The organism is Burkholderia sp. AU16741 (genome assembly GCF_002223345.1).
Taxonomy (GTDB): Bacteria; Pseudomonadota; Gammaproteobacteria; order Burkholderiales; family Burkholderiaceae; genus Burkholderia; species Burkholderia sola.
In genome coordinates, this window is record NZ_NKEZ01000011.1 from 911,530 (window position 1) to 930,586 (window position 19,057).

General features: G+C 63.1%; 14 protein-coding genes and 1 pseudogene. 10 read left to right on the forward strand and 5 right to left on the reverse strand.

From position 1 onward, the window contains the following. Positions 1-536: 536 nt before the first annotated feature. Positions 537-1,121: a DUF2889 domain-containing protein gene (locus CFB89_RS33210; RefSeq protein ID WP_089471648.1), complete on the forward strand. Its 585-nt coding sequence runs from the start codon at positions 537-539 to the stop codon at positions 1,119-1,121. Between the two features lie 107 nt (positions 1,122-1,228). Here CFB89_RS33210 and CFB89_RS33215 read toward each other — a convergent pair whose 3' ends face one another. Continuing rightward, complete coding sequence (locus tag CFB89_RS33215; RefSeq protein ID WP_089471649.1) at positions 1,229-1,720, reverse strand: NAD(P)H-dependent oxidoreductase; 492 nt, start codon at positions 1,718-1,720, stop codon at positions 1,229-1,231. Between the two features lie 174 nt (positions 1,721-1,894). Beyond that, positions 1,895-2,548 carry a TetR/AcrR family transcriptional regulator gene (locus CFB89_RS33220; RefSeq protein WP_089471650.1) on the reverse strand — a complete coding sequence of 218 codons (654 nt, stop codon included), beginning with the start codon at positions 2,546-2,548 and terminating at the stop codon, positions 1,895-1,897. Between the two features lie 84 nt (positions 2,549-2,632). Here CFB89_RS33220 and CFB89_RS33225 point away from each other — a divergent pair, with 84 nt between their 5' ends. From CFB89_RS33225 to CFB89_RS33240, 4 genes are all read left to right on the forward strand, one after another. Continuing rightward, entirely contained in the window at positions 2,633-3,757 is a 1,125-nt protein-coding gene (locus CFB89_RS33225) for an MBL fold metallo-hydrolase (RefSeq protein WP_089471651.1), read from the forward strand. A 126-nt stretch (positions 3,758-3,883) separates the two neighbouring features. Beyond that, positions 3,884-4,900 carry an AraC family transcriptional regulator gene (locus tag CFB89_RS33230; RefSeq protein WP_089471652.1) on the forward strand — a complete coding sequence of 339 codons (1,017 nt, stop codon included), beginning with the start codon at positions 3,884-3,886 and terminating at the stop codon, positions 4,898-4,900. Positions 4,901-6,493: 1,593 nt separating this feature from the next. Continuing rightward, complete coding sequence (locus CFB89_RS33235; protein WP_089471653.1) at positions 6,494-7,189, forward strand: ParA family protein; 696 nt, start codon at positions 6,494-6,496, stop codon at positions 7,187-7,189. Beyond that, complete coding sequence (locus tag CFB89_RS33240; protein ID WP_089471654.1) at positions 7,182-8,213, forward strand: ParB/RepB/Spo0J family partition protein; 1,032 nt, start codon at positions 7,182-7,184, stop codon at positions 8,211-8,213. Before CFB89_RS33235 ends, CFB89_RS33240 begins: the two co-directional genes overlap by 8 nt. A 94-nt stretch (positions 8,214-8,307) precedes the next feature. Here the strand turns inward: CFB89_RS33240 and CFB89_RS33245 are convergent, their stop codons facing one another. Then, positions 8,308-9,624, reverse strand: a complete 1,317-nt coding sequence (locus tag CFB89_RS33245; protein WP_069619691.1) for a replication initiation protein — start codon at positions 9,622-9,624, stop codon at positions 8,308-8,310. A 2,312-nt stretch (positions 9,625-11,936) separates the two neighbouring features. Here CFB89_RS33245 and CFB89_RS33260 point away from each other — a divergent pair. Beyond that, the gene (locus CFB89_RS33260) at positions 11,937-12,245 is read left to right on the forward strand and encodes a hypothetical protein (protein ID WP_089471656.1); all 309 of its coding nucleotides are present in this window, start codon (positions 11,937-11,939) and stop codon (positions 12,243-12,245) included. Positions 12,246-12,398: 153 nt separating this feature from the next. Here the strand turns inward: CFB89_RS33260 and gcvA are convergent, their stop codons facing one another. Next, a complete protein-coding gene (gene gcvA, locus CFB89_RS33265; protein ID WP_089471657.1) occupies positions 12,399-13,304 on the reverse strand; it encodes a transcriptional regulator GcvA in 906 nt (301 codons plus the stop codon). Between the two features lie 140 nt (positions 13,305-13,444). On the opposite strand from gcvA, the gene CFB89_RS33270 reads away from it, so the two are divergent. Both CFB89_RS33270 and CFB89_RS33280 read left to right on the forward strand, forming a co-directional pair. Beyond that, positions 13,445-14,743, forward strand: coding sequence for an adenylosuccinate synthase (locus CFB89_RS33270; RefSeq protein ID WP_089471658.1), 1,299 nt, complete (start codon positions 13,445-13,447; stop codon positions 14,741-14,743). 300 nt (positions 14,744-15,043) lie between these two features. Continuing rightward, on the forward strand, positions 15,044-15,994 hold the full coding sequence (locus CFB89_RS33280; protein ID WP_089471660.1) for a LysR family transcriptional regulator: 951 nt from the start codon (positions 15,044-15,046) through the stop codon (positions 15,992-15,994). A 169-nt stretch (positions 15,995-16,163) separates the two neighbouring features. Here CFB89_RS33280 and CFB89_RS33285 read toward each other — a convergent pair whose 3' ends face one another. Next, positions 16,164-17,018, reverse strand: coding sequence for an AraC family transcriptional regulator (locus tag CFB89_RS33285; RefSeq protein ID WP_256979835.1), 855 nt, complete (start codon positions 17,016-17,018; stop codon positions 16,164-16,166). Between the two features lie 720 nt (positions 17,019-17,738). Here CFB89_RS33285 and CFB89_RS33295 point away from each other — a divergent pair. Both CFB89_RS33295 and CFB89_RS33300 read left to right on the forward strand, forming a co-directional pair. After that, the gene (locus CFB89_RS33295) at positions 17,739-18,620 is read left to right on the forward strand and encodes a LysR family transcriptional regulator (RefSeq protein ID WP_089471662.1); all 882 of its coding nucleotides are present in this window, start codon (positions 17,739-17,741) and stop codon (positions 18,618-18,620) included. Between the two features lie 225 nt (positions 18,621-18,845). Then, positions 18,846-19,057, forward strand: a pseudogene (locus CFB89_RS33300) (efflux transporter periplasmic adaptor subunit); the annotation flags it as partial.

The window sequence follows — 19,057 nt, forward strand, 5'->3', positions numbered from 1 at the left end:
GTGCGGAACACGACGGGGCCGCATCGCGCACGCCACTCTGTTTCAGGCACCCGGCCTCGATGCCGGACAAGGCAGGAGTGGAAGTATACCGGTACGCGGGACGGCCGGTTGACTCGCCGGTCCGCATTTGCCCGGGCCGCGGCGCCGGAAATGCGTCCGCGCGGTCGTGTTGCGCATTATATGGATACGTTTCCGGATGTCACGCCATTCGCGGCCCGACCGGAAATCGGGCCATGCGAATGCTCAACGGGACACGCGATCTTCCGCGCGACAGCCATCGGACAGCGTCGTGTCCGCACCCCCGACCTCGCGCGACACTCCCCCTGACCCACGTTTGCGCCGACCTCGGGGTCCGATTCGTTGCGTCCGCATCGATCGCGTCGCGAACGAAAATATCGGAAAGTGCGTAGTATGGCCAAATCGACCTCGTTGGCAGCACGTCCCGCCTGTTTTTCACCTCGCGCCCGATCCCGATCGGCGGCGCGCGCGATCCCGTTGCCTGCGAAAGACCCGGTTACACGAGATGGAGCGGATGCATGGTTTCCCAAGACGACACCCCGCACGACGGCATCACGCGCGAGGAGATCCACCATCGGCAGATCGACATGCGCGGCTATCGGCGCAGCGATGGCCTGTTCGAAGTCACGGCCTGCCTCGCGGACCGCAAGACCAGCGATTTCACGCCGCCCGGCGGCGCGCGGACGGTCGCGGCGCTGACGCCGCTCCACGATCTTGGTGTGACGCTGGTCTTCGACGTCGACATGGTCGTGCGCGCCGTATCCACGTTCATCCGTTCGCATCCGTACGCGCAATGTCCAGGCGGCGGCGACTCGCTGCAGGCGCTCGTCGGATTGAACATCGGTGCGGGCTGGAACAGCGAGGTACGCAAGCGCCTGCCGTCTTGCGATACGTGCACGCACCTGAAGGAATTGCTCGGCCCGATCGCGACGACCGCCTATCAGACGATGGTCGGCATGCGGCGATCGTCGCTCGATTACCGCGACAGCGAGGGCAAGCCGCTCAAAATCGACAGTTGCCATGCATACGGCGCATCGCGCGATCTCGTCAAACGTCTTTGGCCCGAATACCACCGGCCTTCGGCAACGGCAAAGGGCCGCTGAAGCCTCGGCGCTCGGCGGTTCGGCGTCGTTGGCGGAATCGGTATTGCGCGGCCGGCGGCAGACCCAGCCTGCGTCGATTCGGCAGATCGGCGCCGCCGCATCCGTCATCAGAACACGCCCAATGCAAGCCCCGCAGCGAGGCCCGCACCGAGTTCGGCGCAGCGCGCGAGCGCGTCGCCGTCGATCGTCTTCGTCGCGAGAATACGCTCCGGCGTCTGCGCATGCGTGCAGACGATCAGCCCGGGCGCGACGTTCTTCAGCCGCCATCCGGTCGCGATCCGGTCGATCTGCCGCAACGCGTTCTGTCCGTCGCTTCCCGCGCAGATCATCGCCGCATACGGGCGGCCGTTCACGCGATCGAGCGCCGCGTAGTAGCAGCGATCGAAGAAATCCTTCATCAGCCCGGACATCGCCGCAAGATTCTCCGGCGTCGCGAAGAGGTACGCGTCGGCCGCCAGCACGTCGTCGGCGCTCGTCGCGTCCGCGCGCTGCAGCCTGACGTCGACGCCCGGCTGCTCGCGAGCCCCACCGGCAGCCGCTTCGGCCATCTGCTGTGTGCCTCCGGTCATCGTGTGATAGACGATCAACAGCGTCTTCATGGGTCGTTGCTCGCAGTCGGCTTCGGGGGCGCGGACGGTATCGCCGGGTTGGGGCCGGATGGTCGGTCGGCACGGTTAGGTGCGATTGTGCGTTCGTTTTCTCCGAGTCGGCGGGTTTCGCGCATCGCAACGATTTCGATTGGCCCGCGCTTCCGGATGCTTGAGGATGCGGGTTCAGTCCTGCGTGCGATGCGACGCGGCGCCGTCGTCCGGTCGCGCGTAGTACGCGAGGAACATGTCGGCGGCCGATTCCGCCACTTTCTGCTGCTCCTGCGCCGTCAGCGGCGGCTGGCCCATCGTGATCTGCGGCCAGAACGCGAATACCTTCACGGCGCCATGCAACTGATGCGCGGCGAACACCGGATCGGTGGCCGACAGACGGCCGGCCGCCGCGGCCGCACGCACCCAGACCGTGACGTCTTCCTCACGCTCGCCGAGACGTTCGACCATGTCGCGCGCTCGTTCCGGCGAATGGATGGCCGCGCCGATCGCGACGCGCGCCAGCGCGAGAAACGCTTCGTCGTTCATCAACCGCAATTTGCGGTCGAGCAGCGCGAGCAGTTGCTCGCGCAGCGGCACGTCGGCGCGATAGGTCGGCGAGTCGCCGGTCCGGGTCGCATCCCACAGCTTGTGCAGGATTGCGGCGAACAGGGTTTCCTTGCCCGGAAAGTGGTTGTAGACGGTTCGTTTCGACACGCCCGCGCGCGCGGCAATGCGATCCATGCTCGTCGCATCGTAGCCGGCGGCGAGAAATTCCTCGATTGCCGCATCGACGATGGCCACGCGCTTTCGGTCAGTCAGGCGCTGAGGGGAAGTGCTGATATCCATGGAGAAATTTTACACCGGGCAGTTTACTTATCCCAAAAATAAACTACACTGCTTAGTGTACTTTATTCTTCGGACGAACCGGACATGGCATCGCCTCTCGTTTTGATTCACCGCATTCTGGGTCTCGCGGCCGCCCGACGTGGCCGGGCACTGTCCGGCGGTTCGCCGCAGCACAATGGCGAGCGCTTTGCCAATGTCGCGCCACGGCCCGCCGAAGGATTGGGCAAGACGTTGGGCATTGCGTGGAACATGCTGGTCAACAAGCCGCGTCACACCGTGCCCGCCGGCACCCTGCCCGTCGATTCGCTGACCCGCGCGGAACTCGACGCGGCGCCCGATCGCAGCCTGTACCGGCTCGGCCATTCGACGCTGTTGCTGAAGTTGCGCGGCGAATTCTGGTTGACCGATCCGGTGTTTGCCGAGCGCGCGTCGCCGTTTCGGCGTATGGGTCCCAAGCGCTTTCATGCGCCGCCGATCGCGCTGGAAGAGCTTCCTCCGTTACGCGGCGTGATCCTGTCGCACGATCATTACGATCACCTCGACCGCGACACGGTGCTCGCGCTGACCGCCACCACCGACGTGTTCGTGACGACGCTGGGCGTCGGCGATCGGCTGATTGAATGGGGGATCGACGCGAACAAGGTGCGCCAGCTCGACTGGTGGCAAAGCGTGGACATGGCAGGGGTGACGCTGACGGCAACGCCCGCCCAGCACTTCTCGGGACGCAGCCTGTTCGACGGCAACAGTACGCTGTGGGCATCGTGGGTGATCGTCGACGACGATTTGCGCCTGTTCTTCAGCGGCGATACGGGCTATTTCGACGGCTTCCGGGAGATCGGCGAGCGCCTCGGGCCGTTCGACGTCACGCTGATCGAAACGGGCGCCTATGATGCGCAATGGCCGTACGTGCACATGCAACCGGAAGAAACCGTGCAGGCGCACATCGATTTGCGTGGACGCTGGCTGATCCCGATCCACAACGGCACGTTCGATCTCGCCATGCATCGCTGGCAGGAGCCATTCGAGCGTGTCACGGCGTTGGCGCTCGTGCGCGGCATCGAGCTGTCGACACCGCGGATGGGCGAACGCCTCGATCTCGGCGCACCCCATCGTGGCGAGCGCTGGTGGCGCACGGTCGACGAGCGCGCGGCAGCACCGGCGGCGAAAACGCGACGCTGGCAGCTTTGCGCATCGCAGGCGACGAAATAGTCCGCCAGTCGCTGCGCGTGCTTTCCGGCAAGATGGCCGCGCCGCGACTCCGGGTGGTGAACGCGTTGCCGGCCTCCCCCTGCACGTCGACGGCCTGCCTGTCGACCCGATTACCTGAGTAGAGTCATGCATCCGGTATCCGTCCGATACATACCCGGCCAACGAGACGACGACGTCGCCATCGTGGCATTCGACCACGCAGACCGCCGTTCGACCCGCCGCAGCCGCGAGAACGAATTGCGACAAACGCTCGCAGAGCGCGTCGCGAGATGGACCGAAGGCGTCGATCACCTCAATACGGCCATTCCCAACCTGAGCTTTCATCGACGGGAAGCGCCGACGCTGCCGATGGAATGCATGGTCGAGCCGAGCTTCGGCCTCGTCGTTCAGGGCGCGAAGCGGGTCATGCAGAGCGGCGATGCCTACATCTACGACGCCGACCGCTTTCTGATCACGTCGCTCGATCTGCCCGGTTCGACGCAAATCATCGAGGCCAGCCCCGACAAACCGTTTCTCGGGCTCGGCCTCAAGCTCGATTTCCGCGTCATGGCCGAACTGATGATGCAAGTCGCGCCGGATCACGAGGATGCTCCAGCGGGCCGCGGCCTCGTCGTCGGCGACATGAACGAACCGCTGTACGACGCGCTTAACCGGCTACTTGCGCTGCTGGACGACCCGAACGCCATTGCCGTTCTCGCACCGTACATCGAGCGGGAAATCTACTATCGGCTGCTGACGAGCGACCAAGGCGCCCGCCTGCGCCAGATTGCGTCCACCGGAAGTCAGTGCAATCGCGTGTCGCGCGCGATCCGGTGGTTACGCGCTCACTACGATGAATCGTTGCGTGTCGATGATCTCGCGGCGCAAGTTCAGATGAGCAGTTCAACCTTCCATCATCACTTCCGCCAGCTCACCGGCATGAGTCCGTTGCAGTATCAGAAATGGATACGGCTCAACGAGGCGCGTCGGCTGATGCTGGCGGAGCGCCTCGACGCCGCGTCGGCGGCGTTCAGGGTCGGGTATGCGAGCCCGACCCAGTTCAATCGGGAATATAGTCGGCTGTTCGGCAATTCCCCGCGAAGGGATATCGATAGCCTGCGAGGGGGCGCGGACGTCGTTCTGTCGGTCGTGGCGAGTTATTGATCGCGATCGCTGACTGTGGCGATGTATCGGTTTTGATGTGATCCGCCAAGTGCGGGATGGGATTTTCGCCTGCAGGTTGTGAGGGAAGTCGCGTCCCCGCCCAAGTCTACGTGTATCGGCTGCGGTCCCAGCGTCCTGCCGGCCAATTCTTCTCCCCATACTCCGCGACTTCCCGAATCTGGGGCGCGGCACAGGCGTTGTCACGTGACAACTGGCGCTAAATACCCGTGCATCCCGCGCTGAATTGGCGGTTCGAAGCGACCCTGCGGTGGACTGATTCTCCGACATGCTGATGACATCCAGCAGCGCATTGCCGAAAACGTTTTATATACTACAAATCACGTATCAAGAAAGACAAATTCGCCTGCAATTGCCTCTCTCCCTGATGCCGATGCCCTGAAATAGCATACGCCCCCCATTTTCGCGCCTCATTATGTTCATTTTGCGTGAAACAGGATGAAGAAAATGGCGCAAGCCTTTGCCGCACAAGGATTTCCGGCAAGCATCGATTTTTGGCGAATGTTTCACGACCCGAGGCATTTGGGTCGTCACATGCCACTGACACATGGTTTCACCGCCTATTGCGGCCGATATCCACGGTGATCTCGGGCATATTGAGCCTTTCCCAGGCAGGAACGAGGTGATTTGCCACGCCCTGCCCTATTGGCCGACACAAGTCACACATCCAATTTCACCCCATCAAATGGGGACATATCAACACCCCACAATACCGCCTTTTGGGGCGTACCTCGACAGCTGGGTCAACAACATAGCTTCGACACGTGAGCGCACTCGATGATAGCGGAATCACCACGCGCGGAAGTGCAGCCCTCGCTCCCAAGCCCCTCCTTTTCAATCCCGCGCGGGACACTTCACCTCATATAGCGGCCTGCCACGCGAGTCTTCTGGACGTCGGCTCCTGTTGTCACGTGACAACTCCCTAGCGACTCACCGACGAGCCGGGGAACCGGAAGCTACGGGCGATGTTTTTACGCCCAACGGTATGCCGCCTACACCACGGGTGCGCATCAACTATGACCATCGCTTGATGATCGCTAAATCCCCCCGGATGACGCGCGCTTGAATCCATTTGTCACGTGACAACTCATCGCACGGCGGAAAGGCGTACATGGTCACGCATCACGTACATTAGTAATTGAAGTGAAGAGATTTCCGTGGAAGCCCGAGACGCAACCGTATCGAAGATTTCCCCTTATACGTACACCCAAGAGAAACTCAGGGGTTCAGCGACTTGTCACGTGACAACCATCTGTTTCCTCGCGACCAACTCCCGCATCGACATAGTCTCGTATCAGATTTCAAATGAGACCTTGCACGACGAAACGCCGCCTCTCTGCACAACGGCTTATAGGCAGTAAAGACGGCCAGATTCCTTCGCATTCCTCGTTCGTTCTTTTGCGATCGGCATCGATGTTTTTTATTGAGTCGCTATTTGCGAACACCGTCTGGCCATTCGGCCGATTTGTCACGTAACAACCACAATGGTCAATAAAACATAGACGGTATTGAACACTTACCTGGACATTCCACGAATAACTGCATATATTACGCAAAACTCCTTGGAGGAATTCAATGGCTTTCAAGATCGCCGTCAGTAATCAAAAAGGTGGTACTGGAAAGACAACCATCTCCGTCAACATCGCAGCGGCCTTCGAAGCCGGCGGCAACAAGGTCGCACTGATCGATGCCGATCCTCAAGGCACCTCCGTCCGGTGGGTCACGAGTGGCGAGAACACGCTTCCGATGACAGTCCTGTCGCTGGCGCCTGCCGGTCGCGGCATCGGTGGTGAGATCAGGAAGCAGGACGCGAACTACGACGTGATCGTCGTCGACTGCCCCGGCAACCTGGAAGACCCGCGTATTGCCTCCGTCCTCGAAGTGGCGGACTTCTGCCTGGTGCCGCTTTCGCCGTCGCCAGCCGATCTGTACAGCACGGTCGCGATGATCCGCATGATCGAGTCGATGCGAGCCGTTCGAAATCCTCAACTTTCTTCCGCATTAATGCTGAATAGCGTTAATGGAAAAACTAAAATGCGTGAAGAAATTTTAAAAATTTTACGGGCTGAAGAAATAGGGGAGCATCTGCTCGACAGCCAGATCGCGCAACGCGAGGTCTATCGTCAGACGTTCGCGCTCGGCACCACGATCCATCACCACAATCGATACCTGAAGGGCCTGAAGGAAGCCCGCGCGGAAATCGAAAAGCTGGTCACGGAAATGGCCCAATACATCGCGTCGACGCGCGCTACCGGAGCCGCCCATGGCTAAGGACACCTCGAAAGACAAGAAACCGACCGGCAACCTGCATCTGGCAGCCGGCCTGTTGCGCGGCCTCGCGCAGGAAAACGCGGCGCTCGAAACGCGGCTACCCGAGCCGGCGGTCGCACCGACTGCCGCCGTCGAAGCGGCACCCGCCAGCGCACCGATCGCAACCGCGCCCACCGGTACGCCCGATCTAGGCGCGCCGCAGAAGGTGCTGGTCAAGGACTGCATCCCGAACCCGTTCAACCCGCGCGTGTTCTACTCGGAGTCGAGCCTGCACGAGCTCGCACTGACGTTGAAACGGGAAGGGCAGATCGAGCCGATCAAGGTCACGCGGCTTCCCGAATTCCCCGGCAAGCTCGTCGTGATCGATGGCCAACGCCGGCTGCGTGCGACGAGCATCAACGGCGACGAGACGATCAATGCGACGTTCCGCACGGATCACACGCCCGAGCAGCTCTATACGATCGCGTATCGGGCGAACCACGATCACGAACGCCAGACGATCTTCGACGATGCGGTTGCGTGGAAACGTCTCCTCGACGAGAAAGTCTTTGCCGACCAGAACACGCTGGCGGAGAAAATCGGCAAGGACAAGGCATCGATCAGCAAGACGCTGTCGCTGAACGCGCTGCCGAACACGCTGCTGGAGCGGATGGCGAGTGCGAACGACGTGGTCGGTCTGCAGGCCGCGTACTTCCTGAAGCTGATCTTCGAACGTCTGGGCGAGCCGACGGCCGACCGGCTGCTGACGGCCGTGATCGACCGGAAAAAATCCGTCCGCGATCTCGAGAACTTCCTGCGTACGCAGAGCGACGGCGCCAGGAAGGCCGGCCGCACGCGCTATAGCGTCCGTCATGACTTCGCGCTCGAATCGCGCGCGATCGGCCAGTTGAAGACTTATCCGGACGGACGTCTGGATCTGCAACTCAAGGGCGTCGACGCGTCCCACCAGGAAGCGCTTGCCGACAAGCTCAAGACCGTCATCGACGCATACGTCGCCGATCTGGCGGCGGCCACGCCAAAGTAACGCGCCGCCGCAAAAACGCCTCGCCTTCGCGCTGCGTCGTGAAGCCGGACCGCAACAGGTCCGGCGCACGGCGCGTGCGACGGCGAGGCCGCGTTCAGTTGCCTGCGAGACTGCTTTTGAGCAGGAATTCGAGCAGATCGTCCGAAGTCGGCTCGCCCCACGTATCGAGCGCCAGCCATCGGAAGAAGCTGGTCTGCGCGAGCTTGCTCGCCTTCTTCTTCGGTGACAGCGTCAGGTCCTTCGAACCCGCCACCGTCTCGTTGTAACGCTCGATCAGCTTGGTCTGGTCGTCGATCTCCAGTTCGCGGAAATACGCGCCGGCTTCCTCGACCTTCGCCGCCAGATACTTGTCGCGAATCTGTTCCTGCTTGCTCTGCGCGGATTCCTTCGCCGGTGCGGCCGCTTCGGTTCCCTGGCCGTCGGCCAGCGTGTAACCGTGCGTCAGCGCCTTGCGGAAGTACGCGGCGACGTTGTCGACCGGCGCCGCATTTTTCTTCGTGGTCCGATTGAGCGTATAGGCGATCGCCGCCTTGATGCGCTGTACGCCGTATTGCGTGATCAGCCGGCGCGCCTCCGAACGCGGAATGCCGAACTTCGCGACCTCCTCGACCAGCGCTTCGTTCTTGACGTCACCGTCTTCGACCGTATCGGTGCTCTGCTTGCGCGTCACCTTGAACTGCACGGCTTCCACGCTGCGGCCGGACTTGTGTTCGATCAGCTCGAGCGTGTGGTCCGATACTTCGTTCACCTCCTGAATGCACGGCACCAGGACCTTGCTCTTGAACAGCTTGTATTCCTTGTAGGACTGCGATGCCTTGTCCTGACCGAGAATGAGGTCACGGAATTTCGGCAGCGGAATCTTCGCGGTGATGCCGATCCCTTCGTAGCGCACCGTGTTTTCCCACAGCGCGAGCGAGTGCGATCGCCGGAACTCGCGAGCGATCCGCATATCGATCAGCGCGTAGATTTCGGGATTGAGCAATTCGCTGCGAATCTGGTCGGAGAAGCTGTACTTCAGCACCGATTGCTCGAGTTCCGCGCCGGCGAGCAGGCCCGACGCTTTCCAGACCGTCGAACGGTCCGCGGCCAGGTAGTCCCAGTTGACGACGGTACTGATCAACGAGTTGACCGTATCCTTCACGTACTTGGTGTTGTTGCTGTTGAGCCCGCTCTCGTGCGACAGCGATGCGATCGAGATCGAAAAGCTCGTCCGGCCCGGTTCGAACGCCTCCTGCCGAAGCGCATTCTTGATCAGCGAGCTGAACATCTTGCGCTGCTGCAGACCGATCTTTCCCGACTTCGGCGCGATATGAATCGCCTGAACCGCCTTGCGCAGCAAGTCGGGCGGCTCGGGTGTCTGAAACAGCGAAACCTGTTTGTCTGAGCCTTTGCTTGCTGGCTTGCGCGGCATCGTGGTGTCCGGGTAAGGTTGCCTTATTGAGAGCGGACTTTATACCTTTTCGCGCGACGGAGCAACGCCCTTGCTCCAGCATCACTTTCACTATCTGATCCAACTATCAGAGAAATAAGGAAAAATTCGCGTTTGGCGACTTATTCAGAGCCCCATATCCGTCTACCTTTTGATCAAAATACATCCCAGAAGCTGCTACCTTTCTTGGACCGGCAGGGCAACCCGGCACAAGATTTGCCGCGCGAAGGTAGCCATCCATGGGGGCAAACGAGCGGAATCGAGATCGCGGGGAAGATTCGTGGTGCCTCGCAACACGGCCGCCGTTTTCTCCCATAACTGGCTACCTTCGTCGATTCCCATAGGCGGGTACCTGTCCGCATGGTCGACAGCGTCGCTCTCCGGCTTGAAGGTGTAAATCGCCCCCATAAACGGCAACCATTCGTTTTCCCCATAGAAGGTAACCTGTCCGTGGCATCGGCCCTGTCTATGGGAAATCTTCACGGAGCCTTCGAGCGAATGGCAGCAAATTGGTCAAGACCGGCTCCCACAAATAGGTACCTTCCAGATCCCCCATAACTGGCTACCCAAGGAAAATCGCTGTGCATGTTCCGGACAATCAACCAGGAAAAGCACCCCATAAAAGGCTACCTTCATGTGTTCCCATAGACGACTACCCATCGCGATTTACGGTCGCTTTCCCATAAGCGGATACGTTGGCCCCATATCCACAACCCTGTTTCCCCACAACACGGTACCCCAACCCCCAAATCCACAGACCTGAAGCCCCAAACCCTTCCACCTGTGCTCCCATAAATGGGTACCGAACACCCCTCAAAGCCTTACCAGACAAGACTGTGAGCCGTCTAAAAGTAGTTAAAGAAGTAAACGTGGTTTACCAAAGATGTAAACACACGTGTGCTTGCACAGAAAGACGAACCCCATAAACCGCTACCCATGGGAGTCGTCTGTGGGACATCCACCGTCAAGATTCCTCGATACAGGCCTAGTTGGCCTTGTTTGACATACCGTCTCTAGAAGGCTCTAGGTCTGACAAGGCCTTCCGAAGAGGTAAGTGCCCACTCACAAATGGTGAAACGTAGAAACTTATGGGAGGAAATTCCCAGATTCGCCGGAGAGGTTCCCGTTTATGGGACTCCAAACCGCGCCTCGTGACACCCTCTGAACCTGTGACTGACGAGCCGGGCGAATCCAGTGGCATCCTCCACAGCAGTTCGAAATCATCCTGGACTGCCCGCGAATGGTTTTTTGTACTCGCGCGGCCTCGTCTCCGGACAAAGTTTTGTCGATTGCCTGTGATGCCGCTCGCCAAATTTAGCCTGTGGACTGTGCCCGAAGGAATCCGATCCCGGCTGTTTTCCATCCCGCATCCCGTCCGTTTTTCTACCTTTGGAACACCACCAGCGAAGTCCTGCTCGGTCCGTGGGCATCGTTGCGAGCCAACGTGAAGATGTCGTGCGTGCCGAAACTCACCGCAATCGAATTCCTCGATGCTCCCGAACATGCTCACCTTCCGAAGGACCGGATTCCCGTAAAAGCTCACCGACCGGGCCGGGGCACAGGTATAAGCAAGCTGTGTGGATCTCAACCCTCGTCCACATAAGGAACCATCGCAAACAAGAAACGACCGGCATCCCAGTGTGACGCCTGAGGGTCGGCAAGCCGGTTGCACAGACGGACAGGCCTCCTGGCGATGGACATATCCACCGACGAGCGCTGCACGCTCATGAGCGGTTTCAGCGCATTCGTGCAGCCACTCGGGCCGATGTCTTCACCGCTCGCGCAGCCCCGCCTTTTTCGTCAGACCTGCGGGTCGACAACCCGCTTTGTCTCCACACAGAGGCAACCTTCCGCACCACAGTGCGGCAAGCGGTACCGAATGGATCACCGCACGCCACGACGACCGTCGAGAAACGAATCGTGGTCGTTTATGGGAGAAACCGTCGCCCGAGCGGCATCGACCGATAACGTTGCGCACTGATCGACTGCTGCTGCGGTGATCGTGAAAGCACGACGATCCTCACGTCGCGCATGAGCGTATCGATATCACCACCAGTGAAACGCCCATCGGCGCGTCGCACCGCATCGAGTACCGCGGTTGCCGTCATCGAGCGCACCGACCGCGTCGTCTCCCATACGTGTATCCCCAATTCCGTCAGCACGTTGACGCCATAATTTTTGCGACACGGTTATGATGCTCAGGTCCTGACTGCGACATGACGACCAGTCAGGGCAGGGGCGGTATCTCGATGGTTTTTCAAACCGTGATAGTCATCAAAAAAGAGAGTTCAGCGATGCGAATCCAGATCAGAAAACTCACGCTGGCTGCTACCGCAGCCGCTTTCCTGTTTGGCTCGGCGGCGCCGGCGTTTGCGCAGGAAACCGCTAGCGCGCCGGCCGCACAGGACGCCAAGGCCGCGAAGAGCGAAGCGCGTAAGGCAGCCAGGGCCAAACGCAAAGCCGAACACAAGGCTGCGCGTGCGAAGAACACCGCCGAGTTGAAGAAACTCGAAGACGCCGGTTACAAGCCGGCGGCCAATGATCCGAACTATCCGCAAAATCTGCAGAACGCGGAGAAGAAGGCCGGCGCTGCAAGCCAGTAAGCGTCGTCCGGCGGCAAGCCACGGTTCGATCCGCGGCTTGCCGCATGCGTCGCGGTCGCGCGATGCACGAAGGCAAACTCATTCCCCACGTTTTTCCAATTCGATTTGGAATCCTTCGTGTCGTGAAGATGTACGACACCCAGGCAGGGACAGTCAGCGCCGCCCGCCCGACGCCGTCGCGCTGCCCGTTGCCTTCAGCCAGTTCTTGAACGCGCGTACGGCATCGTCGTCCGCGCGCGCGGACGCCACATACGTAAAGTAGCGCCACGGCGGCAGTGCCGGTTCGCTGAACGGCTGCACGAGGCGGCCTTCCGCGATGTCGTCGGCCACGAGCGCGATCGGCCCCATCGCGACGCCGAGCCCGTCAAGCGCGCCTTGCAGCGTCAGGTAGAAATGCTCGAGCGTGAGCGAATGCCGCGGTACGAGATTCGGCTGCCCGGCCGCCGCCAGCCACTCCGGCCACATGCCCGGATAGGTTGCCGCGTGCAACAGCGTGAAGCCGGCGAGATCGGCAGGCGTGTCGAGTGACCGGCCCTCCAGCAACTTCGGCGCACACACCGGCAGCCGGACTTCGGACAGGAATTCCTCCGCGACGTACCCGTCGATGGCCTGTGGGCCGCCGCGAACGATCAGGTCGACCTTGTCGCGCAGCTTATCGATCGGCTCGTTCGACGTCGACAGCCGCACCTCGATGGCCGGATGCGCGACCTGGAACGACGACAGTTTCGGGACGAGCCAGCGCAACGAAAACGTCGCGGGCGCGCTGACGCGCAGCACGCGCTGCTGCGCGTGGCCGAAATGCTGCGCGGTGGCAAGCGCGATCCGGTCGAACGAAGCACCGACCTCGGCGAGGTAGGCGCGGCCCGCGGCGGTCAGTTCGACGCGCCGGTTGTGGCGCTCGAACAGCGGCCGCCCGAGCCACGCTTCCAGTTGCTGCACGTGCCGGCTGATCGCGCCGTGCGTCACGCACAGCTCGTCGGCGGCCAGCGTGAAGCTGCCGAGCCGCGCGGCGGCTTCGAACGCGCGCAGCGAATTCAACGGAGGGAGTCGTCGGGCCATTGCATCGTTTCGCGTGACATTTACTCACACGACGGTTCAGGTTTAATCGTTTGATCGGATGATCATGCTCCGCCAATATGGCACACAAACGGCCAACCGGGCCGAACGAGTGTCTGAATTTCTCACATGGAGTACGGAGCATGTCGAACGTGGTGGTCGTGGGCGCCCAATGGGGCGACGAAGGCAAGGGGCGCGTCGTGGACTGGCTGGCGGCGCAGGCCGATCTCGTCGCACGCTACAACGGCGGTCACAACGCGGGCCACACGCTGGTCGTCGGCGGCCACACGTACAAGCTGGCTCTGCTGCCGAGCGGCATCGTGCGCGGCAAGCGCGGCGTGATCGGCAACGGCGTGGCGCTCGATCCCGAAGCGCTGCTCGCGGAAATCGGGCGGATGGCCGCGCTCGGGCTGTCGGTAACGCCGGAGAACCTGTCGATCGCCGAGAACGCGACGCTGGTGCTGCCGATTCACCGTGCGATCGATGAGGCGCAGGAGCGTTTGCGTCGCGAACCCATCGGCACCACGCTGCGCGGGATCGGGCCGGCCTACGAGGACAAGGTCGGGCGTCGCGGGCTGCGTGTCGGCGATCTCGCGGAGCCGGGCGGGCTCGCGGCCAAACTCGACGTGCTCGTCGACCATCACAACGCGTGGTTCCGAGGCCTCGGGCTCGACGAATACGATCGCGACGCGATGCTGGCGACACTCGTCGCGCTTGCACCGAAGATCCTGCCGTTCCTGCGTCCGGTCTGGGCCGATCTCAACGACGCGACCGATCGCGGCGAACGTATTGTGTTCGAGGGCTCTCAGGCCGTGATGCTGGACATCGACTGGGGCACCTATCCGTTCGTCACGTCGTCGGGCACCGTGGCATCGGCCGCGGCGGCCGGCACCGGGCTCGGTGCAACGAAGCTCGGCCACGTGCTGGGTGTGACGAAGGCGTATGCGACGCGGGTCGGCGGCGGACCGTTCCTCACCGAGCTGATCGACGCGACCGGCGAAATGCTGCGTGCGCGCGGACAGGAGTTCGGCGTCAACACGGGGCGGCCGCGACGCTGCGGATGGCTCGATGCCGCGCAACTGCGTCAGGCGGTCAGAATCTCGGGCATCGATTCGCTGGCGCTTACCAAGCTCGACGTGTTCGATGGTTTCGAGTCGATCGGGCTGTGCGTCGGTTACGAATTCGACGGCGCGCGCGTCGATCATTTGCCCGCGAGCCTCGATGCGCAGTCGCGCGCGAAGCCGGTTTACGAACGGTTCGAAGGCTGGCAAGGCTCGGTGAAGGGCGTGCGCGAGCGCGCGGCGCTACCGCGGGCCGCGCAGGACTTCATCGCGCGTATCGAAGCCGTGGCGGGCGCGCCGGTTTCGATGATCACGACCGGCGCGGAGCGCGACGACACGATCGTGTTGCGCAATCCGTTCGACGTGGCGGCCGCCGCGTAATGCGCGAGATGCGCAGCGCGTCGATCGAAAGCGGGATCATGGTCGGCGGGTAGTTTTGCCGACTGCCGCGGTTGGCCCGTCGGCACCTTCGATACGCAGGCCCGCCCGGCCCGGATGCGGCGCGGCGAGCGGCTCCGCGGCACGATTCGGCAGCACGGATCGTGCCGTATACGGCGAACTGGACACGCCTGCAACGCTGCTGTACTGTTCCGCACAATTCGCGCCAGACCGGCGTGTGCCGGTGCTGCCGGCGCCCCGGCCGCACGGCGGCGCGACGTGACAATCCCCGGGGGCAGGTCGATGGACACGTTACAGATGATGCGCATTTTCGTCCGGGTCGCGGAAGAGGGCAGCTTCACGAGCGCGGCCCAGCGTCTGGACATCACGACGGCCTATGCGTCGCGTTCGGTCTCGCAACTCGAAACGCATCTGCGCACGCGCCTGCTCAACCGCAGCACGCGCCGCATCGCGCTGACCGATGCCGGGCAACGGTATCTCGACCGCTGCCAGCGCATCCTCGGCTATATCGACGAAGCGGAAGCCGAGGCGGCCGATGCACAGGCGAAACCGTCCGGACGGCTGCACGTTCACGCGACGACGAGTTTCGGCCAGTCCTACGTGATGCCCGCGGTCGTGCGTTACCGCGAACGCTATCCGTCGGTCGCGGTCGAGCTGACGCTGTCGCAGCACGTGCCCGACATCATCGACGAAGGCTACGACGTGTCGCTGCAGTTGAGCACGACGGAGCTGCCCGATTCCGGGCTGGTGTCGCAGCGGCTCGGCGACGTGGGCAGCGTGCTGTGCGCGTCGCCGGACTATCTGAAGGCGCGCGGCACGCCACGCGCGGTGAGCGATCTCGCCGGGCATGCGTGCCTGCGGCTCGTCACGCCGCTGTTTCCGCGCGACCGCTGGCATCTCGACGGCCCGAACGGCCGCGAAACGGTCGAATTGCCGACGCCGGATTTCCAGGTGAATATCGCCGATGCACTCGGCACCGCGCTGCGCGCGGGGCTCGGGATCGGCTCGCTGCCGATGTCGGCTGCGCTGCCCGCGCTCGCGAGCGGCGCGCTGGTGCGCGTGCTGCCCGATTACCGGTTGCAGAAGCTGACGGCCTATACGTTATATGCGTCGCGTCAGTATCTCGATGCGAAGATCCGCACGTTCGTCGATTTCCTGCGGGAATGCGTGCCGGAGATGCTGGCCGCCGACGAGGCTGCGTTGAACGCTTGCTGCGTGTCCCGTCATTCCTGATTCACGCATGATCGATGCGTGAGTGCCGAGCCCTGTCTTTCGGTTCAATTTAAATAATTCGCAGTACTGCGTTGAAGGCAGGCGACGAATGCATGGGCGCGGAGCGGTCCGGACAGCGATGCCCGGCCACCGGCACGTCCTTACGAAAGCGTTTTCATGCGATACCCGTTCATGGTGCGACGCGCGACAGCGGCACCGCTTCGCCGCGCAGCCTCGCGACGTCGCGGCCCGGCGCATCGCCGAACAGCCGTGCATATTCGCGGCTGAATTGCGACGCGCTTACATAGCCGACACTGCGGCACGCCTGCCGCGCATCCATCGCCGACAGGCACATCAGGCGGCGCGCCTCCTGGAGCCGCAGCACCTTCTGGCATTGCAACGGACTCATCGACGTGACCGCACGGAAGTGATGGTGGAAGGTCGACGGGCTCATCTCCACCTGGCGCGCGAGCGCGTCGACCGCCATCGGATCGAGATAGTGGTCGCGAATCCAGGCGACGGCGCGCGAGATGCGCTGGGTCGTCGAATCGGCGTCGCCGATCTGCGCGACGCGCGCACCCGACGGGCCGCGCAGCAGCCGGATGAGGATTTCGTCGACGATCAGCGGTGCGAGCAGGTCGAGGTCGTCCGGTCGTGCGATCAGTTGCATCAGCCGCGCGACGGCGTCGACGATTTCGGGCGTCGTATCGAGCGTGTCGAGTGCGCGGGAGTCGACGGCTTTCGGCAGCCCGCGCGGAAAGACGACGGGCGTGAGCGCCGCGATGCGGTGCGGATCGAGTTCGAGCTGCGCGTAAAGAAACGGCTCGGCCGGGTTCGCTCGCGTCACGCGTCCGGTCACGGGAAGGTCGGCCGTGGCGACCAGCATCCGCGATTCGTCGATCGTGTAGGTATCCTCGCCCACCCGCATCGACTTCGCGCCTTGCCCGACGATGCTCAGGCACGCGTGGTGCACGCCGTGGCTCCACTGCGGCGGCGGCGCGGACGCGCGCGCGACGCGCATGCCGCGCAGCGGAAGGTCGAACATGCCGTCGTGCGGCGCGTACGCAGCGATCAGCGCCGCGAGCCGGGCAGCCGGCGATCGGGCCGCCGATCGAGCATCGTGATCCGGTGGGTGGCGCGGTTGCGGCGGCGTTCGGGCGTCGATTTCCATGTTGCGTGAGCGGTTGGCGGAGTGGGCGATGCAATGCGCGCGCTGCGGTTCGCTGCCGGCGCGCAGGCACGGCGGTCACATCGTACGGCCAGTTGCGTGCGCGGGATTGCCTAAACCTGTCCGAAATTAGCCCGATCATCCGGACCTGCATGGTCGGCGGCCGCGTCGCCTGTCGTCGCATGGTGTGCGGCGCACAAATTCGGAAATTAAGGCAAAACAATCGCAGGATCGGGCAAGCCATTTGCCGGCGGTTTCCCTACCATTGCACCTGCTGAAGGAAATGCGATTCGGCGTGCCCGGATGATGCGGGCAACCCCGCCCGCGTGACGCGCGGCCGCCGCCGGCCTTGCCGCATGCGTTGCCGCCGCGAATCGCCGGGAAAGACTCAGGACTGCTATTGAACGATCGTGCATCGGGCTTACCGAGGCCGGTTTGCGTCCGTTGCAAGCCGCGCTTGTGCGTTGCGAACGTCCCGACCGACCCGGCTGAGCCGGTGTCGGGGCCGCCGCATTGGCCAGGCCGATGCGGGCCGGCTGTGACGCGGCGTCGGGTGCAGGTAGACGGGCAGTCGTCCGCGCAGGGAAATCCGGACAAATGGACCAACTTCAATCGATTCGGGCATTCGTGACGGTGGCAAGGGAAGGCGGGTTTCGCCGGGCGGCGACGCGGTTGCGCGTGTCGACGGCGATGGCGAGCCGGCTGGTCGATGCGCTCGAAACGCGCCTCGGTGCGCGCCTGCTTCAACGCAGCACGAGCCACCAGTCGCTGACGGAAATCGGCGAGCTGTATCTCGCGCGCGTCGAGCGGATTCTCGGTGCGATCGACGAGATCGACGGCCGTTTCGTCGCGATGGGCAGCAAGCCGGAAGGCGTATTGCGCGTGGCCGCGCCGGTCGCGTTCGGGCTCAGCCAACTGAGCGCGCTGCTCGATCGTTTCGTGCACCGGTTTCCAGACGTGCGGCCGACCGTGACGCTGACCGATGCCCACGTCGACCTGACTAGCGAGGACATCGACGTCGCGTTCCTGACCGACGGCATGCCGGTGTCCGGCGCGCACGCGTTGCATACGCTGGCCGCGTACGAATCCGTGCGCGTCGCGGCGCCGGCTTACGTCGCCGCGCACGGCGGCGCGGCTGCGTCCGGCGACTGGCCGGACATCGCGACCGTGCGGCTGGAGTTGCCTGCGGCCGACGATGACCCCGCGGCCGGGATCCGATCCGGCGTGGCGGCCGGCAATACGGGCGTCGGCCATCTCGAGATGGCGCGGCGGCTGGCCGTGGCCGGCATGGGTGCGGCGGTGCTGCCCGCGTATCTCGTCGATGCCGATCTGGCGGCCGGCACGCTGGTGCGCGTGGCCCCGCTCCATCCGCTCGCGCCCGTCACGCTGAAGCTCGCGCATGCACGTGCCGCACGTCTGCCGGCCGCCGCGCGTGCGTTCATCGAATTCGTCGGCGCCGCATTCCGGCCCGCGCGCTAGCGGTCTGGCCGAACCCGCGGCAACGCGCGCCCGCCAGGGCTGCGGGCTCGCCATTCTTTTTTCGGAAGCAGTTCGGCGAACGAACGCTCCGCAGGGTGCAACGCACATCCGCAACACGTGTCCGCATCCGCGGCGAACTGGAAGCTGCAGGTTCGCCGCGCGTCAGGACCATGAGGAGATCTGGTGATTCCCATTGAAGGTCGTCTAATTGTGAGAGGTCGCTCCATGCGCGTCGAACGGGTTCCATACCGCTTAATCACTGTCGCAACGGCTGCCGTTTTCCTGGCCGCGTGCGGAAAAAAAGAATCGGCACCGCCGCCGCAAACGCCGGAAGTCGGCGTCGTCACCGTCCAGCCGCAAGCCGTACCGGTCTTCACCGACCTGCCGGGCCGCACCAGTGCATTCCTCGTCGCGCAAGTGCGCGCACGGGTCGACGG

Excerpts from the sequence above, each read along its gene's own strand:
- CFB89_RS33235 (WP_089471653.1), top strand. The coding sequence starts at position 6,494 with ATGGCTTTCAAGATCGCCGTCAGTAATCAAAAAGGTGGTACTGGAAAG.
- CFB89_RS33245 (WP_069619691.1), bottom strand. The coding sequence starts at position 9,624 with ATGCCGCGCAAGCCAGCAAGCAAAGGCTCAGACAAACAGGTTTCGCTG.
- CFB89_RS33285 (WP_256979835.1), bottom strand. The coding sequence starts at position 17,018 with ATGTTCGACCTTCCGCTGCGCGGCATGCGCGTCGCGCGCGCGTCCGCG.
- CFB89_RS33270 (WP_089471658.1), top strand. The coding sequence starts at position 13,445 with ATGTCGAACGTGGTGGTCGTGGGCGCCCAATGGGGCGACGAAGGCAAG.
- gcvA (WP_089471657.1), bottom strand. The coding sequence starts at position 13,304 with ATGGCCCGACGACTCCCTCCGTTGAATTCGCTGCGCGCGTTCGAAGCC.
- CFB89_RS33225 (WP_089471651.1), top strand. The coding sequence starts at position 2,633 with ATGGCATCGCCTCTCGTTTTGATTCACCGCATTCTGGGTCTCGCGGCC.
- CFB89_RS33295 (WP_089471662.1), top strand. The coding sequence starts at position 17,739 with ATGGACCAACTTCAATCGATTCGGGCATTCGTGACGGTGGCAAGGGAA.
- CFB89_RS33230 (WP_089471652.1), top strand. The coding sequence starts at position 3,884 with ATGCATCCGGTATCCGTCCGATACATACCCGGCCAACGAGACGACGAC.
- CFB89_RS33280 (WP_089471660.1), top strand. The coding sequence starts at position 15,044 with ATGGACACGTTACAGATGATGCGCATTTTCGTCCGGGTCGCGGAAGAG.
- CFB89_RS33210 (WP_089471648.1), top strand. The coding sequence starts at position 537 with ATGGTTTCCCAAGACGACACCCCGCACGACGGCATCACGCGCGAGGAG.
- CFB89_RS33220 (WP_089471650.1), bottom strand. The coding sequence starts at position 2,548 with ATGGATATCAGCACTTCCCCTCAGCGCCTGACTGACCGAAAGCGCGTG.
- CFB89_RS33260 (WP_089471656.1), top strand. The coding sequence starts at position 11,937 with ATGCGAATCCAGATCAGAAAACTCACGCTGGCTGCTACCGCAGCCGCT.
- CFB89_RS33215 (WP_089471649.1), bottom strand. The coding sequence starts at position 1,720 with ATGAAGACGCTGTTGATCGTCTATCACACGATGACCGGAGGCACACAG.
- CFB89_RS33240 (WP_089471654.1), top strand. The coding sequence starts at position 7,182 with ATGGCTAAGGACACCTCGAAAGACAAGAAACCGACCGGCAACCTGCAT.